The organism is Pseudescherichia sp. (assembly GCF_031998825.1).
In the GTDB taxonomy this organism is placed as follows: Bacteria; Pseudomonadota; Gammaproteobacteria; order Enterobacterales; family Enterobacteriaceae; genus Pseudescherichia.
Genome location: NZ_DAMACX010000007.1, coordinates 47,054 through 63,506, shown reverse-complemented (window position 1 = coordinate 63,506; position 16,453 = coordinate 47,054). Strand labels below are relative to the sequence as shown.

At 54.0% G+C, this 16,453-nt stretch carries 22 protein-coding genes; all 22 read left to right on the top strand.

From position 1 onward, the window contains the following. The first annotated feature begins 329 nt into the window (after positions 1-329). The 22 genes from RTP97_RS05285 (at position 330) to RTP97_RS05180 (ending at position 16,423) form a co-directional block, all read left to right on the top strand. Positions 330-566: a hypothetical protein gene (locus tag RTP97_RS05285; protein ID WP_312411578.1), complete on the top strand. Its 237-nt coding sequence runs from the start codon at positions 330-332 to the stop codon at positions 564-566. A 528-nt stretch (positions 567-1,094) separates the two neighbouring features. Continuing rightward, the gene (locus RTP97_RS05280; protein ID WP_312411577.1) at positions 1,095-1,241 is read left to right on the top strand and encodes a hypothetical protein; all 147 of its coding nucleotides are present in this window, start codon (positions 1,095-1,097) and stop codon (positions 1,239-1,241) included. A 185-nt stretch (positions 1,242-1,426) separates the two neighbouring features. After that, entirely contained in the window at positions 1,427-2,332 is a 906-nt protein-coding gene (locus tag RTP97_RS05275) for a DUF1983 domain-containing protein (RefSeq protein ID WP_312411576.1), read from the top strand. After that, positions 2,332-2,682, top strand: a complete 351-nt coding sequence (locus RTP97_RS05270; RefSeq protein ID WP_312411575.1) for an HNH endonuclease signature motif containing protein — start codon at positions 2,332-2,334, stop codon at positions 2,680-2,682. The genes RTP97_RS05275 and RTP97_RS05270 overlap by 1 nt, the downstream gene beginning before the upstream one ends. After that, positions 2,679-2,912, top strand: coding sequence for a hypothetical protein (locus tag RTP97_RS05265; RefSeq protein ID WP_312411574.1), 234 nt, complete (start codon positions 2,679-2,681; stop codon positions 2,910-2,912). The genes RTP97_RS05270 and RTP97_RS05265 overlap by 4 nt, the downstream gene beginning before the upstream one ends. A 146-nt stretch (positions 2,913-3,058) precedes the next feature. Then, positions 3,059-3,529, top strand: a complete 471-nt coding sequence (locus tag RTP97_RS05260) for a phage terminase small subunit P27 family (protein WP_312411572.1) — start codon at positions 3,059-3,061, stop codon at positions 3,527-3,529. Further along, positions 3,526-5,256, top strand: coding sequence for a terminase large subunit (locus RTP97_RS05255; RefSeq protein WP_312411571.1), 1,731 nt, complete (start codon positions 3,526-3,528; stop codon positions 5,254-5,256). The genes RTP97_RS05260 and RTP97_RS05255 overlap by 4 nt, the downstream gene beginning before the upstream one ends. Then, on the top strand, positions 5,256-6,560 hold the full coding sequence (locus RTP97_RS05250) for a phage portal protein (RefSeq protein ID WP_312411569.1): 1,305 nt from the start codon (positions 5,256-5,258) through the stop codon (positions 6,558-6,560). Before RTP97_RS05255 ends, RTP97_RS05250 begins: the two co-directional genes overlap by 1 nt. A gap of 8 nt (positions 6,561-6,568) precedes the next feature. Then, complete coding sequence (locus tag RTP97_RS05245; RefSeq protein WP_312411568.1) at positions 6,569-7,417, top strand: head maturation protease, ClpP-related; 849 nt, start codon at positions 6,569-6,571, stop codon at positions 7,415-7,417. A gap of 9 nt (positions 7,418-7,426) precedes the next feature. Next, on the top strand, positions 7,427-8,647 hold the full coding sequence (locus RTP97_RS05240) for a phage major capsid protein (RefSeq protein ID WP_312411567.1): 1,221 nt from the start codon (positions 7,427-7,429) through the stop codon (positions 8,645-8,647). 52 nt (positions 8,648-8,699) lie between these two features. Further along, a complete protein-coding gene (locus RTP97_RS05235) occupies positions 8,700-8,885 on the top strand; it encodes a hypothetical protein (protein WP_312411566.1) in 186 nt (61 codons plus the stop codon). Between the two features lie 9 nt (positions 8,886-8,894). Continuing rightward, positions 8,895-9,221 (top strand): head-tail connector protein, encoded by a 327-nt coding sequence (locus tag RTP97_RS05230; protein ID WP_312411565.1) that lies wholly within the window; start codon positions 8,895-8,897, stop codon positions 9,219-9,221. Further along, on the top strand, positions 9,218-9,559 hold the full coding sequence (locus RTP97_RS05225; protein WP_312411563.1) for a phage head closure protein: 342 nt from the start codon (positions 9,218-9,220) through the stop codon (positions 9,557-9,559). The genes RTP97_RS05230 and RTP97_RS05225 overlap by 4 nt, the downstream gene beginning before the upstream one ends. After that, the gene (locus RTP97_RS05220) at positions 9,556-10,005 is read left to right on the top strand and encodes an HK97-gp10 family putative phage morphogenesis protein (RefSeq protein ID WP_312411561.1); all 450 of its coding nucleotides are present in this window, start codon (positions 9,556-9,558) and stop codon (positions 10,003-10,005) included. The genes RTP97_RS05225 and RTP97_RS05220 overlap by 4 nt, the downstream gene beginning before the upstream one ends. Further along, positions 10,002-10,331: a DUF3168 domain-containing protein gene (locus RTP97_RS05215; protein WP_312411558.1), complete on the top strand. Its 330-nt coding sequence runs from the start codon at positions 10,002-10,004 to the stop codon at positions 10,329-10,331. Before RTP97_RS05220 ends, RTP97_RS05215 begins: the two co-directional genes overlap by 4 nt. A 58-nt stretch (positions 10,332-10,389) precedes the next feature. Then, positions 10,390-10,845 carry a phage tail tube protein gene (locus RTP97_RS05210; RefSeq protein WP_312411556.1) on the top strand — a complete coding sequence of 152 codons (456 nt, stop codon included), beginning with the start codon at positions 10,390-10,392 and terminating at the stop codon, positions 10,843-10,845. 47 nt (positions 10,846-10,892) lie between these two features. Beyond that, the gene (locus RTP97_RS05205) at positions 10,893-11,288 is read left to right on the top strand and encodes a phage tail assembly chaperone (RefSeq protein ID WP_312411554.1); all 396 of its coding nucleotides are present in this window, start codon (positions 10,893-10,895) and stop codon (positions 11,286-11,288) included. A 23-nt stretch (positions 11,289-11,311) separates the two neighbouring features. Next, positions 11,312-11,581 (top strand): DUF4035 domain-containing protein, encoded by a 270-nt coding sequence (locus tag RTP97_RS05200; protein WP_312411552.1) that lies wholly within the window; start codon positions 11,312-11,314, stop codon positions 11,579-11,581. Positions 11,582-11,670: 89 nt separating this feature from the next. Further along, entirely contained in the window at positions 11,671-12,186 is a 516-nt protein-coding gene (locus RTP97_RS05195; RefSeq protein ID WP_312411550.1) for a type VI secretion system-associated protein TagO, read from the top strand. A gap of 1 nt (position 12,187) precedes the next feature. After that, on the top strand, positions 12,188-12,505 hold the full coding sequence (locus RTP97_RS05190; RefSeq protein WP_312411547.1) for a hypothetical protein: 318 nt from the start codon (positions 12,188-12,190) through the stop codon (positions 12,503-12,505). Positions 12,506-12,563: 58 nt separating this feature from the next. Next, positions 12,564-16,073 carry a phage tail tape measure protein gene (locus tag RTP97_RS05185; RefSeq protein ID WP_312411544.1) on the top strand — a complete coding sequence of 1,170 codons (3,510 nt, stop codon included), beginning with the start codon at positions 12,564-12,566 and terminating at the stop codon, positions 16,071-16,073. Between the two features lie 8 nt (positions 16,074-16,081). Continuing rightward, complete coding sequence (locus RTP97_RS05180; RefSeq protein WP_312411543.1) at positions 16,082-16,423, top strand: phage tail protein; 342 nt, start codon at positions 16,082-16,084, stop codon at positions 16,421-16,423. Positions 16,424-16,453: the final 30 nt, after the last annotated feature.

Below are 16,453 nucleotides of genomic sequence, written 5' to 3'. Positions count from 1 at the left end.
AGCGACGCGGATCTGCAATCAGACATCGAGACATCGCAATGCCTGCGCCAACTTCGGCTGGATAAGTACCGCTGGCAGGCCTGGTATAACGCAGTGAAATAAAAAAAGCCCTTAGAAACAGGAAACCCAGAGTGTTTCTAAGGGGTGCAAATGCACAATCGTTACAATACTAAGCATGCTGATTTTAATGATTTTTGCACTGAGATTTAGCCGGAAAGCATTTTTACAGGACAGGGGAATGTGTCATGGCTCAAAAACTGACCCCAGCACTGTACTCATTGTCGATACAATGAACTATCCTGACCGCGACTAATTACAGCGGAGGGGATATGAAACAGCCTTTGGATTTGAACAAGGTAGCGGTATGGCAGCTTACATTCCGGTTCTCAACGGAAGCAGTCCCGGACGGTCAGGGCATCCATTTCGTTCGTGCATGGGGGAACGAGCCGACACGCCAGTTATATGATCGGATCTTCGATGAGGTTGATGCCGAGCTTCGCGCCGAGTACGGCGATTATCAGTTCCGGGAATGTGACATCAGGCCTGCAATTATGAAGGAAGAATAATTTCACTGACTACATAGTTAGCGTTGCCTTATAAACCACCTGGAACGTGACCTAAGCTACATAGTTACGAAGAAAGTGTTTCCTTATGCTAAATCTTTAGCTCTGGCTGCTACAATTGATTTAGGTCGAATGAGTGACCTGATTACACCTGATAACCCACTTTTTATGCCGTCTGCTTTTAGATGGCATTTTTTCGGTGACCTGCTGACCAGCACGGTGAAGTGAAAATGATAAAACGTGATGCCAGGGTACTTATCATAGAAAAGGTAAAAGGTGTCTTCCTTGTCTACGGGGAATGGTATTTAGCAGGCCAAAAATGCCGTGGGCTTGTCTGTAAGGTTCGCCGTATGGATGGAGTTTTCATTCGATGCCACCCTCTTACTGGCCTGCCATTAAGTGCACATAAGTCTCTCCAGGAAGCAGCCGTACACGGTCTTACAGCAGACCATCTCTGAGTATTCAGATATCCAGAGGACAATTAGCTGATTGTCTATACTTAAGGTTCCATGAACCAAAATGGAGGTTAATATGACTGACCGTCCCGTTAATGGCGACCATCCTGACTTAAGCCCCATCCCTGACGACCTTACAAATGATAAGTCTGAGCAGACGGATAAAAAACCAAAAGACAACCCTGAGTCAGCGCCAGAATCTGGTGATAAACAGCCAGAATGAGTAAGAGCCGCCTTCGGACGGTTTTTATATCGCCATATCACTATTGAGCCACTGGCATTCGCTGGTGGCTTTTTTTATGCGCCTCGCACGCGCACCAAAGAGAGTCTTTCAGCCGTGAGCCTGGGGATCCGCTTCTCTCGGGCGGCTGTCCCGTGCGACAGGCTCACATCTAAAAGGAAACCAACATGAAACGGTTACCACTGAAAACGGTAATGAACAGCCTTCGGATTGTCACACTTGAGTGTGGCTATGAACTCCATAACGCTGCCGGCACCGCAAAATATGATGCGTGGGGCGTTCGGGAAGAGGTGCACGGTGTCCCAGAGTATTTCCCTGTCTCTATCTCGCTTAAAGGGCCTGACTTTGCCGCACCAGATACAAATGAGTCCAGCCCCGAGAAGATAACAGAGCCGAGCCTGGGTGACCTGCTGGAAATGCAGAAAGCTATTGCCGATCAGCTTGACTGCTTTAGGGGCCGCTGGGAGCAAAAGCTAGGCACGTCATCTGAAGGCAAGGTGCCTGTGGTAATGCTCGGAGATCGCTATGTTGCTATTGGCGGCGGCTATACACCTGAAGAGATAAGCGATGCGGTGGAACACATCAAGCACAGACGTCTGACGAAGGAGCTTGGCAAGGAGCTCGCTGATTTATCTCCGTTTGCCATCGAAGATGGAAAGGTATTCATCAAAGAGGCGATGATCAGCGATGCTGATACGACAGCCAGCAGCTTAATGAAGGTAAAGCGCGACGAGAACGGCCGCCTTTACGCTGCTGGTATGGGTGTCGCTGTAGAGGATGGCGACAAGAAGGTGAGGTTCCTGGCTGATAAGTTTGAGGTAAATAAAAGCGGCAGCCTGCAATTAAACAACGCGATCGCCACAGCAGCAGAGTTCAAGATCCGTCTCTCTGACGAGATGCGTGAAGCTGTCATTGACGCCATACGCGAGAGCGATGTGTTCAAGGCGCTGCTGGTGTCACAGGATGCTCAGGCTTCAGCTCAGGTCACATTGCAACAGACCATTAATCAGGTAGTGACCGACGCCATACGCAACGCGGTGAAGCCTGGCGGCCTGCTGTTTGGTAAGCGCTAATGCCTGCCGCAATTCCTCGGGCATGCCGCAAGCGTGGCTGTTCAGGCACAACGACGGACCGCTCTGGCTACTGCGAGGCTCACCGTAACGAAGGCTGGCAACAGCACCAGCAGGGCCGCAGCCGCCACCAGCGAGGCTATGGTAGTAAGTGGGACATCATCAGAGCCCGCATCCTGAAGCGTGATCGACATTTATGTCAGGAGTGCTTGAGGAATGGGAAGCCTGTCCCGGCTTCGACAGTTGACCATATCAAACCCAAAGCTCACGGCGGCACCGACGACGACAGCAACCTGCAGGCGTTGTGCTGGCCATGCCATAAGCGCAAGACGGCGCAGGAGAGAAAAGCATGAAGAACAAACCCGTACAACTGGCTCACATCTATCGGGGGCAGATCTTTATGGGGTATGGAGTTGCTGTCGATGGAGTGCTGCTTGACCATCAAATGAGCACCAAGGTAAACAGCGAGCCAGCAACCATGCCCAGCATCACGGCGGTCTTTGGTCTGGATGCCGGGATGAACGAGAATCCTATCAGGATTGATGTTGATGAGAATGACTCGCATCATCAGATGTTGAAATGATTTCAAATGCAATCATTTCGGTTTTAATGATACCCATTCTCATCAAAGGGGAGGGCGGGATCAGAGTTCAGGGCTATGCCCGCCTGGGACCGCCGCCTCAGTCAGATTTTTACACCCGCGAAATATAAAATTTAACTGGAGCGTCTATGGCTGGAGCGACGGGCCGATCCGGACGCCGCGCCAAGCCGACCGCCCGGAAGTTGCTGGCAGGTAATCCGGGTAAGCGCGCCCTCAATAAAGAAGAGCCTTCCTTCACACCCATAACCGGCGTTGACCCGCCGGAGTGGCTCAGCGAATCCGCTGCGACAATGTGGAGAATGGTCTCTAAAGAGCTGTGCGCGCAGGAGGTTTTGTGCGCCACGGATTTACACAACCTCGAAATGTTTTGTGTGGCCTATGCCAACGCCCGCGCTGCGCAGGTAGACGTTACTAATAATGGAATCACCGTAACCGGCGCAATGGGCGGTGTGATCAAGAACCCGGCGCTGACCGTGCTGAATGAAGCAATGCGGCAGATGGCTTCCTTCGGAGGCATGCTCGGGCTGGACCCCAGCAGCAGACAGCGCCTGATTGGGGGGAACAAAAAACAGTCGGACAACCCCTTTAAGAATCTATGACACGCAAAGCCTACCCCAACGTGAACGCCGCAAATCAGTATGCCCGCGACATCGTCCGGGGAAAAACTGTGGCGTGCCGCTACGTCATCGATGCGTGCCAGCGGCACCTTGATGATCTGGCGAAAGAGAAAACGAAAAAGTTTCTATACCGGTTCGATAAAGACCTGGCGGAAAAGGCGGCTAAGTTCATTCAGCTCCTGCCGCATACCAAAGGTGAATGGGCCTTCAAACGCATGCCCATCACCCTGGAGCCCTGGCAGCTGTTTATCGTCTGCTCGGCGTTCGGCTGGGTGCGGAAGGGGACAAAGTTGCGTCGCTTCCGTGAGGTCTATACCGAGATCCCCCGTAAGAATGGTAAGTCAGCAATATCCGCCGGGGTGGCGCTCTTCTGTTTCACCTGTGACGACGAGTTTGGCGCGGAGGTTTACTCCGGCGCCACGACGGAAAAGCAGGCGTGGGAGGTGTTCCGCCCGGCGCGTCTGATGTGTAAGCGTACCCCGGCGCTATGTGATGCCTTTGGCGTTGAGGTGAATGCCTCCAACATGAACCGGCCGGAAGATGGCGCGCGCCTTGAACCCCTGATCGGCAACCCCGGCGACGGCGCTTCTCCGAGCTGCGCCATTGTGGACGAATACCACGAACACGATACCGACGCGCTCTACACCACCATGCTGACAGGTATGGGAGCCCGGCGTCAGCCGCTGATGTGGGCCATTACTACTGCGGGCTACAACATCGAGGGGCCGTGCTACGACAAGCGCCGGGAAGTTATCGAAATGCTGAACGGCACGGTACTTAATGATGAGCTCTTCGGTGTGATTTACACCGTTGATGAGGGTGACGACTGGACCGACCCGGCGGTGCTGCGCAAGGCCAATCCTAACATGGGGGTGTCGGTCTACAGCGATTTCCTGCTGAGCCAACAGAAGCGTGCCATGAACAACGCCCGCCAGGCCAACGTTTTTAAAACCAAGCATCTGAATATCTGGGTATCAGCCCGGGCGGCTTACTTCAATCTGGTCAGCTGGCGCAACTGCGAGGATGAGACGCTTACGCTCGAGCAGTTTGAGGGGCAGCCTTGTTATCTTGCGTTCGACCTGGCGCGAAAGCTCGACATGAACAGCATGGTGCGGATCTTTACTCGTGATATCGATGGCAAACGGCACTATTACTGTATAGCGCCCAAGTTCTGGGTGCCCTATGACACGGTATACAGCACCGACACCGATCATCAGCGTACTGCTGAACGCTTCCAGAAATGGGTGAACTCCGGTCATCTGGAGGTAACCGAAGGTGCAGAGATCGATTACCGCGTCATCCTGGAGGAAGCGAAGGCGGCCAACCGGCAGAACCCGGTAGAGGAATCGGCCATTGACCCCCACGGAGCCACGAACCTTTCCCACCATCTGGCCGATGAGGGGCTCAACCCGATAACCATCGTCCAGAACTACACCAATATGTCGGACCCGATGAAGGAGGTTGAGGCGGCGATAGAGGCCGGGCGCTTCCACCATGACGGGCACCCCATACTGACGTGGTGTATTTCTAACGTGGTGGGCAAGCACCTGCCTGGTAACGATGACGTTGTGCGACCAATTAAGGAGCACAGCGAGAATAAAATCGACGGGGCCACCGCCCTGATCATGGATATCGGCCGGGCCATGCTGCCAGACACGCGGCAGGATCTTAACGGCTTCTTTGAAAACCCCATCATGGTAGGTTTCTGATGAATAAAAATAAGCAGCCGGGCAAGGTGAAAAGCGCCTTGCTCAACTGGCTGGGCGTGCCCATCAGCCTGACTACCGGGACGTTCTGGCAGGAGTGGTACGGCACGAGCAGCAGCGGCAAGGTGGTTACAGCGGATAAAGCGATACGGCTTTCGGCGGTCTGGTCCTGCGTCCGGCTCCTGAGCGAGTCGGTTTCTACATTGCCGGTCAAGATCTACACCCGGCAGGCTAACGGCTCGCGCAAGCTGGCGCAGGATCATCCTGTTTACCAGGTGCTGTGCCGTCGCCCCAACCTCGAAATGACGCCATCCCGATTCATGCTTATGGTGGTGGCAAGCATCTGTTTACGTGGCAACGCCTTCGTCGAAAAGCTCTTTATCGGCAGCAAGCTGGTATCGCTGGTGCCGCTGCTACCCCAGAACATGGTAGTGAAGCGGCTGGACACTGGCCGGCTTGAGTACACATATACTGAAGACGGCAAAAAACGTGTTATCCAGGAAAAGAACCTGATGCATATTCGCGGGTTCGGTCTCGATGGTGTCTGCGGCATGATGCCGATGATGACAGGGCGTGACGTGATCGGCGCGGCGATGGCAGTCGAAGAGTCAGCAGCCAAGATTTTCGAGAACGGCCTGCAAAGCTCAGGGTTTCTCTCTGCTGACGCAGCACTTGATAAAGATCAGAGAGAACGCCTTCGGCAGTATATGCAGGCGTTTACTGGCTCTAAAAACGCCGGGAAAATTATGGTGCTTGAGGGCGGACTGAAATACCAGAACGTTACCATGAACCCCGAGGCGGCGCAGATGCTGGAGTCGCGATCGTTCAGTATCGAGGAAATCTGCCGCTGGTTCCGCGTGCCGCCGTTTATGGTCGGGCACACGTCAAAGCAAAGCAGTTGGGCGTCGAGCCTCGAGGGAATGAACCTCCAGTTCCTGACGCATACACTGCGCCCGCTGCTGGTGAACATTGAGCAGGAGATCTCCCGCTGCCTGTTGAACGGTGAAGAGGATCTCTTTGCCGAGTTCTCGGTAGAAGGGCTGTTGCGCGCAGACAGTGCTGGCCGGGCGGCGTATTACACCAGTGCGCTGCAGAACGGCTGGATGTCCCGCAACGACGTGCGCCGCCTGGAGAATATGCCTCCTATCGAAGGCGGCGATATTTACACGGTGCAGCTCAACCTGACGCCACTCGAAGATTTGAAACAGAACAGCCAGGCCGCGCAGGCATTCGCACTGCGGCAGGTTCATAACCACGTATTCCCCGATATTCCCTTCGAACAGTCACCGCTGAAAAAAGCGGCTTAGGAGCATCCATGACGATTAAAAGCCTTCCGGCTGCGCCGGAGGGGCGACCTTTTGCGCGCGAAAAACCTGATCTGCCGGCTGCGGCAATGGAACGCTGGAACGGTGGCATCCGCGCCGCCCGCGAAGGTGACAACAGCATTTCCATCTTCGACGTGATCGGCGCTGATTACTGGGGGGAGGGCGTGACGGCCAGCCGCATAGCTGGCGCGCTGCGTTCGCTCGGTGGCGCTGACGTGACGGTTAACATCAACAGCCCGGGCGGCGACATGTTCGAAGGTCTGGCGATTTACAACCTGCTGCGCGAGTACGAAGGCCGGGTAACCGTTAAGGTTCTCGGCCTGGCAGCGTCTGCCGCCTCGGTCATCGCAATGGCCGGTGACGACGTGCAGATCGGGCGCGGTGCGTTCCTGATGATCCACAACTGCTGGGTCTATGCGATGGGCAACCGCCACGACCTGGCGCAGATCGCCGCTGACATGAAGCCGTTTGATAAAGCGATGAGCGATATCTACCAGGCTCGCAGCGGCCTTGATGCCGACACCGTCGACAAGATGATGGATGGCGAAACCTATATCGGCGGCAGTGATGCAGTGGCTAAGGGCTTTGCTGACAGTCTCCTCTCAGCTGATGAGATAGCTGACGACGACGACAGCCCGGCGGCGGCGCTCCGCAAACTCGATGCGCTGTTGGCGAAAACCAATACGCCGCGCTCAGAGCGTCGAAAACTTCTTAAAGCTTTATCCGGCAGCAAGCCTGGCGCTGCTGCCGACCCTGAAGGTACGCCGGGCGCTACCGACACCATCCAACCTGAAAACATTAAACAACTTGAAGACGCGCTGGCCGCGTTCGGCAAATAAGGAATAAATATGTCTGACGTTAATGATTTACTGAAGAAAGTTTCTTCAAAACTTGAAGAAGTTTCGAGCAACTTCAGCAAACAAGCCGAGAAGGCTCTGGATGAAGCAAAAGCGTCCGGCAAGCTTTCTGAAGAAACAAAGGGGATGGTCGATAAAATCGCGACCGAACATAACTCCCTTAACGATGCGCTGAAGATGCTTAAGTCCTCAGTAGGCGAAATTGAGCAGAAGGTTGCCGAGATGCCGCTGGCGAATGCCGTCAGGGTGATCGAGACCGTAGGTCAGACCGTTATCAGCAGCGAAGCGCTGAAAGCTTTCGCGGCAAGCGTTGAAGGCGGGAAGCGCGTCAGCGTTCCGGTGAATGCTGCGCTGATTTCCACTGACGTGGCAACCGGTGTGGTTGAGCCGCAGCGCCTGCCGGGTATTGATACAGCGCCGAAGCAGCGCCTCTTCATCCGGGATCTGATTGCGCCGGGCCGCACCTCTGCACCGGCCATCTTCTGGGTGCAGCAGACTGGCTTCACCAATGCGGCGAAGGTTGTGCCTGAAGGTACCGCCAAGCCGTACAGCGATATCCAGTTCGCCACGCAGATCACCCCGGTGACCACCATCGCGCACATGTTCAAAGCGTCCAAGCAGATCCTGGACGATTTCGCTCAGCTGCAGTCAACCATCGACGCCGAGATGCGTTACGGCCTGAAATATGTTGAAGAGCAGGAGATTCTCTTTGGCGATGGTACCGGCGCGCACCTGAAAGGCATCGTGCCGCAGGCGTCTGCTTACGACGCTGCCTTTACGGTTGAGCAACAGAACGGTATTGATGATCTCCGTCTCGCGATGCTCCAGGCTCAGCTGGCACGCTTCCCGGCTTCCGGCCACGTCCTGCACTTCATTGACTGGGCGAAGATTGAACTCACCAAAGACACGCTGGGCCGCTACATTCTGGCGAACCCTGCGGCGCTGACCGGTCCTACCCTGTGGGGCCTGCCGGTTGTGGCAACTGAGGCCGCAGCATTCCAGGGCAAATTCCTGACCGGTGCGTTTAACGCCGCGGCGCAGCTGTTCGATCGTGAAGATGCCAACGTGGTTATCTCCACCGAGAACGCCGACGACTTCGAGAAAAACATGATCTCGATTCGTTGCGAAGAGCGCCTGGCGCTGGCCGTGAAACGTCCGGAAGCGTTTATTTACGGTTCCTTCACCGCGCCTGCTGCTGGCGGCGGTGCGTAAACCTTAACGGCGGCCTGCGGGCCGCTTTTCTTTTTCCTTAAAGGAGACAGCCATGAAGCTGATCGCTATCAAGCCCATCTACTTTGAAGGCAACGTGCTTACTGAAGGCACCGAGTTTGAGACGCTGGAGCAACACGGCCGCAACCTTCTTGCCAGCGGTTACGCTCAGGAGCCTGGCGAGAAAAAGCTGGATCCTAATAAAGAGCAAAAGCCGAAAGGGAATGGCAAGGCCAAATAAGGAGCGGGCATGCTGACCAAAGAGCAGGTTAAGCGCCACTGCAACATTGAGCAGGATTTCACGGAAGACGATATCTGGATCGATACCAGTATCAAAGCTGCGGCGCGGTACGTCGAAACATGGACCCGCCGGCGGCTTTATGACACTGCCGATGATCCAGGTTATCTGTCTGACCCTGATCGGTTGCTTTATGGCGCAGATATCGAAATGGCCATGTTGATGCTTATCGCACACTGGTACGCCAATCGTGAGACGGTCAGCACTGGCAGCAGCACTTCCGCTTTGGAGTTCTCAACTGAAGCACTTCTTCAACCTTACCGGATATATGGCGTATGAAAGCAGGACGGCTACGACACCGGGTTACGTTACAAAAGCCAGCGTCGGGGCGCCTGCCTTCGGGGCAGCCTGCCACTGGCTGGGTGGATGTGACATCTGTCCGCGCTGAGGTGGCGGATGTGTCGGGGCGAGAGCTGATAGATGGCGGCGCTGAGATAAGCAGCACCACTACACGGATCTGGATGCGTCGCTACCCTGGCATTCAGGTATCAACGGGATGGCGTGCCATTCACCTGCCGCCAACCGGAAATGGAGAGATATACGACATCAAGTCGGCTATCTCTGCCGAGAACGGTACCCGCCTGGAGTTGCTTTGTGAGAAGGGGGTGAAGCAGTGATCTCAACGAGTCTTGATTTCTCCGGCCTGGCCGATATCGCTACGGATCTGGAAACGCTAAGCCGGGCAGAAAATAACAAGGTTTTGCGTGATGCCACTCGTGCGGGCGCTCAGGTTCTGAAAGAAGAGGTAGAGAATCTCGCGCCAGTCAAAACCGGCAAGATGAAAAAAAACGTGGTGGTGGTGACCCAGAAAGGACGTCGCCGCGGCGAAATCACTTCCGGCGTACATATCCGGGGAGTCAATCCGGACACTGGCAACAGCGATAACACAATGAAGGCAGACAACCCGCGCAATGCGTTTTACTGGCGTTTTGTGGAGCTCGGTACATCGAATATGCCCGCGCATCCCTTTGTCCGCCCGGCGTTTGATACCCGGCAGGAAGAAGCAACGCAGGCAGCGCTGGCGCGAATGAATCAGGCTATCGACGAGGTACTGGCGAAATGACCGAAGCCGATATCTATCCACGCCTCAGCGCGCTGGCAGGCGGCAACGTCTTTCCGTACGTGGCGCCGCAGGGAACCTCTGCACCATGGGTGATCTACCTGTTGCCTTCCTCAGCCAGTGAGGATGCTTTCTGCGGACCGGCAGAAACAGCAAGCACGGTTCAGGTTGATGCGTGGGCCTCGTCGATTGATGACGCCCGGGCGCTGCGTAATCAGGTTAAAGCCGCTCTGGCCGATCTGCATCCTGTTGGACTGAACGAGATCAATGACTATGAGCCTGACACCGGACTTTACCGGGCCATGCTTGAAGTTCAGATCTGGCAATAAATCATCATCACATTAACTCTGCCGCCTCCGGGCGGCTTTTTTATATCCGGAGATCACCATGTCCTCAAAGTACGAAAAAACACAGGGAACGAAAATCAACGTTTCCGCCGATCCGGCAACTACCGTCAATCCCACTGGCGCTACCTGGCAGTCTATCAACTGCTCGACCAAAGAGCTGAGCTATACCGGCGGCCAGAAGTCAGATATCGACACTACCACGCTCTGCTCTACCGAGCAGGAGATGACGAACGGCCTGGCCGCGCCGGGTGAAATGACAGTTTCCGGAAACTGGTCCTCAGAAGAAGAGGGGCAGAACACGCTGCGCACCGCTTACGACACTGACGCGCTGCATGCGTTTCAGGTGATCTTCCCGTCCGGCAACGGTTACGCGTTTCTGGCTGAAGTGCGCCAGAACAGCTGGAGCCTAGGCACCGCCGGGGTGGTGACCGCATCGTTTACGCTGCGCATCAAAGGCAAGCCCGTCCCGATCGTCCCTGCACCCTCTGCAGGCTAATAACAGCGGCGAAAGCCGCTTTTTCTGACTTCAAACGAGAAAATGAAATGGCCAATAAGGTTTCACAGAGTTCACTTCGCTCGCTCGCGCTGGCGCCGATGGCAGGCTTCCGTACCAAAACCATCACCGTTCCGGAGTGGAAAAACGCCAGGGTAAAACTGCGTGAGCCGTCAGCGCAGGCCTGGCTTGAATGGCAGCAGGTGCTTAACCCGAAGCAGGGAGAAGGCGAACCAGAAGAGCTGACAGCAGCCGAACGCGCGCTGCGTAACAAGAGCGCTGATGTGGTGCTCTTTATTGATGTGCTGCTGGAGGAAGACGGTACGCAGGTCTTCAGCGAAGAGGATAAGCCACAGGTCGAGCAGTTCTATGGCCCGGTACACTCCCGCCTTCTCAAGCAGGCGCTTGACCTGACTACTTCGGCGGCCGAGGTGGAAAAGCCGTAAGCCAGCCCGGCACGTTCTTCCTGATGACGCTGGCGCTCCGTCTGGGGCGCACGCTTGATGAACTGAAGCAAACCCTGACGGCCAGGGAGTTGCGCATGTGGATAGAGTTTGACCGCATCAATCCCATCAGCGATCGGCGCGGCGATATTCAGGCGGCACAGATTTCCGCTGCCGTGCTTAACTCTCAGGGCGCTAAGGTCAGCATGGATGATGTGATCCTCCAGTGGAATGCCACTGAACAGGAAGAGAGCAATGACGGGTTGGAAGGGTTTTTTGCGGCGCTTGCCGGATAGTGATGCTAGGTCACATGCCATCTTCATATTTTGTTGCAAGCATGATCCCTGTTAGGATTAGTCCGAACGATACCTTAGGGGATGAAGTGATGAAAAAATTATCTGTATTATTTTTAGTGATGAGCACCTTTATTGGTGCAGCCAATGCCACGGAATCTGATGAATTACAGAATGACGGTTCATGGTTCTATAAATCTAAAGTTAACAAACTAACAGACTCCACTGACGTTGTAGCAATAAATAGCACGAAAGATATCTATGTGAAGCAAGGTACTGAACGTAGCACTTCTCTTGTTTTAAGGTGCAATGAAAACTCTACGGATGCCTACCTGTCCGTAACTGATTATCTTGGAGTTGACTCACCACGAGTGACCATCAGATATGATGGGGGTAAACCGCAGAAAATTACGTGGACTCCGGGTGAGGGAGGTGATTCAGCCTTCGCTCCCAATGCGGTGCTTTTTATAAAAGAATTATCGAAGCATAAAAAGCTAGTCATTGGGTTTGAACCCTATGGTTCAACCATGCAAATAGTTGAGTTCGATCTTGCAGGAATTGATAATATCGCTAAAAAGATATCCGCTGCCTGTAACTGGAAGATTTAGCATGAAAAAATATATATTTTTGATATTTATTTTAGTACTGGCGGTTGGAGGATTCATCATCAATTCAATGACGGTATTCTCTGTCCAACCAATTGGGGCTGTGCCAGAAGGTACAACTTTATTAATATGGAAAAAAGGAGATATGCCATTTTTTGAAAGCCCGGATGGGATGTGCATAAGGAAGCAAGGGTATGTAAGTCTTATGTGCAGAACTATTGCTCTAGGAGCGACTATTGATGAAGATTCAATAGTTATGAGGCTACCATATATAAAATCCGCATATTTACTTTCAACTGGCAATAAAGAGTTTGATAAATAAATTTATGTTACTGAAAAGCCCCGCACTGCGGGGCTTTTTTATTTGTGGAGGCTAATCATTGGCTACCTTGCGTGAACTTATTATCAAAATTTCTGCGAACTCCCAGTCATTTCAAACTGAAATTTCCCGCGCTTCTCGTATGGGTCAGGATTATTATCGCACCATGCAAAATGGTGGCCGGCAAGCTGCAGCTGCTGCGCGTGAGAGCGAGAAAGCACTGTCCGATCTTACAAGTGGTTTTGCAAGCGCAGGCCGGGCTGCCGCAGCGGCTTCAGCAGCCTTTGCAACTGGCAAGCTAGTCCAGATCGCTGACGAATGGACTTCTGTAAATGCCCGGTTAAAACAAGCGTCCAGCACCACTGACGACTTTACCAGTTCTCAGATACAGCTCATGCAGATTAGCCAGCGAACAGGCACTGCGTTTTCTGATAATGCTAATCTTTTCTCACGTGCAGCCGCTTCTATGCGGGAGTTTGGTTATGACTCTTCGGATGTGCTTAAAATAACCGAAGCGGTTTCTACCGGGCTGAAAATATCTGGCGCTAGCGCTGAAGAGTCTGGGTCTGTTATTACGCAGTTTAGCCAGGCGCTGGCCCAGGGCGTTCTTCGTGGCGAAGAGTTTAATGCCGTTAACGAGTCCGGCGATCGCGTTATCAGGGCTCTGGCTGCTGGAATGGGTGTCGCTCGAAAAGACCTTAAAGCTATGGCGGATCAGGGTCAGCTGACGATTGATAAAGTCGTGCCAGCTATGATAAGCCAGCTCGATAATTTGCGGGGGGAGTTTAGCTCCATGCCGCAGACTGTTTCCGGATCACTGCAAAAAGTAACCAACTCCTTTATGGCATGGGTTGGTGGCATCAACCAGGCGACAGGTGCTACTTCTGCTTTATCTGGAGGGCTTGATGGTGTCGCCGGAACACTGGATTCCCTTACATCCTCAGCAGTGAGCGGCGCTCTGAACGACGTCGCTAATAACATGTCCACCATTACAACAGTTGCTGGTGCGCTGGTTGGAGTTGGACTGGCGAAGTATCTCGGGGGGGTCGTCAGCAGCGCCTCGGGGGCCACAGCCTCTTTGCTTTCCGCCGCTAAAGCAGAAGTCGCTCTTGCCGTCGCGCAGGAAAAAGCAGCCCAGTCGGCAGTGGCTGCTTCAAGAGCTGAGGTATATAGGGCACAACAGGCCGTTCAGACAGCCCGCAGTGCTGATGTGCAGGCGGCTCAGCGAGAAAAGGTTGCCGCCGCAGAGGCGAAGGTTACAGCAGCTCAAACGCGTTTGAGTACTGCGTTAACCAGCGGTACAGCGACAGAAAAAGTCAGGGCGCGCGCCGCTCTTGAGCGAGCACAATCCGGTCTTGCAGCGGCTAAAAACGCTGATGCTCAGACAGTCGCTGAAACAAGACTGGCATCAGCGCAGGCGGCGCTTACCCGCAACCTTTCAGGCAGGATCGCAGCACAGAACAACCTGAACAGTGTTACATCAGTTGGTTCGCGTCTTTTGGGCGGAGCAATGGGATTGATCGGGGGCGTCCCAGGTCTGGTGATGCTTGGTGCAGGTGCATGGTATGCCATGTACCAGAATCAGGAGCAGGCCCGCCAGTCAGCGCAGGAATATGCCAGCCAGATAGATGAGATCCGCGAAAAGACATCTAAGATGTCGCTTCCTGACACAGACGATAATCGCAAGAAAACCATTGAAGCGCTGGCCGAGCAAAATAGGCTTGTCACCGAACAGCAGGGGAAAGTTGAGACCTTAAAAGGTCAAATTGATGATCTCAATGCTGCGAGGGGTAAACCCGGCATCACTGGAGAAAACGATCTTAATATAGTGCGCGCCATTTCCATTGTTACAGGTGATTTAGCTGTCGAGGAAGACAAGCTCAATCAACTCCGGGAGCAGGCACGCATTATTCAGCAGGCTCTGGCAGAAATCGAGCGTCGCAGGACTGACCAGCTCCGCGAGCAGGCATGGAAGCAAAACCAAGCTTATTACTCTTTGCTGATGATGAATGGCCAGCATTCTGAGCTAAACAGATTGCTTTCACTTGGTAATCAGCTTCTCTCATCAAGAAACGCTCTGGTTAATGTCCCGTTTGCCATTCCACAGGCTCCAGTATCAACCCAAGATCAGCAAAGCCTTATTCAAAAGCAACAGCAGGCAGAGCTTGCCGGATTAACCGGTCTTGCTAGGGCTCGTAAGCAAGCGCAATTTGAACTCGAAAAAATGGGCCGTACAGGTCCTGAAAACTCAAAGTATGCTGCCGACTATACAAAGGCGGCCGAGGACGACTACAACAATGCGCAGCGGGTTGCTGCCGCCCAAAAATCTCAGGCTGATGCTACACGCGACGCAGGAAAGGCCGCTCGTGAAGCAGCGCAAACAGCCGAGCAGTACAGCCGAAAAATGGCAGACCTGAGTATCGCTACCGAAGTGCAAAAGGTTCGCGCTACACAGGGCGAGCAGGCTGCTGAATTATTTGCCGCATCGCATGAGAACGGAACTAAATGGAGCGAAGAGCAGCGTAAATCCATAGAGGCCGGGGCTGTGGCGCTGGCCCAGTGGTCGCAAAAAGCTGACGAGGCAGTTCGCAAACAGCGTGAGATGACCGACGCGCTTAAGGATCTCAAAGACGCCGCGCGCCGATATCAGGATGAAACAAACCTGAATGTCGCCACGTCAGGGATGGGGAGTCGTGATCAGGATCAGTACCGTGAACGACAGGAAGTAGAGCGGGTCTTTGATAAAACGGATAAAGGCGCAGAGGCTGTTGCCGCCCGCGCTTCGGCGCTGGATGCACTTGATAAAAAATACCAACAGGCTAAAGCCAGCGAACTGGACTGGCGGGCCGGTGTAAGCGCTGGTCTTGCTGACTGGATGGATAGTGTCAGCAATATCGCGGGCACGGTTTCGCAGGGCATTACCTCGACCATGAACAGCGCTCTGGATAACGTCGCTTCTATGCTTGTGCGTGGAAAGGCGGACTGGAAAGAGTGGGGACTATCTGCGCTTGAGATGATCGCAAAAGTCAGTCTGCAGATGGCTGCTGTCAGCGCGCTGGGTAGTTCTTCCTCTGGGATTTTGGGCTCTATTGTAGGCAGCGTGGCGGGGGCAGTGGGCGGAGGTGCAGCAGCTGGCGCAACGCCGTCTGGTGCATATTCCGCAGCTGCAGGTGCACTCACCTTCAACGCCAAAGGCGGAGTTTACGACTCACCCTCGCTTAGCGCCTTTAGCAACAGCATTGTCGATACGCCGACATTCTTTGCATTTGCTAAAGGGGCGGGCGTCATGGGCGAGGCCGGGCCGGAGGCAATCATGCCGCTGACCCGGGCCGCGGATGGGTCTCTCGGTGTGCGAGCCGTATCTTCAGGCGTTAATACTGCTACTGGTAATGGCAATACAGCCATCACTGTTCACTCCCCGGTCAGCATCACCCAGGATGGTTCTGCGGGTGAAATCAGTAACGCCAATACCGCCAGCACAGCACTCCAGCTCGAAGGTATTGTTCAGCAAACCCTCACCGATCGCCTGAAGAAAGAAATATCTCCGGGCGGCATCCTCTATCGCCGTTAAGGAGCAATATGGCAATCGACACTTTTACCTGGTGCGTCCGTGTCGGGAGTAGTGGGTCAAATACTGTGGCCACGCTTCAGGCGCAGTTCGGGGATGGATATAAGCAGGTGGCTGGCGCCGGGATCAACGCTGAGGCAGAAACATGGAACCTGACGTGTAACGGCAAAGTAGAGGCAATGAAGGTGCTGCGTGATTTTCTTCTAAGCCACGTAACAAGATCGTTCTGGTGGGTTAATCCGTGGGGCGAGAAAAAGCTTTACCGGATAAAGGCTGACTCAGTAAGCCCCGCATTTCCTATGGGGGGCTTTGTCGAAATATCATTTGTTTTCGAGCAGTCCTTTGCGCCTTAGAAAACCCGCATTCATCCGGCCGCTTATGCG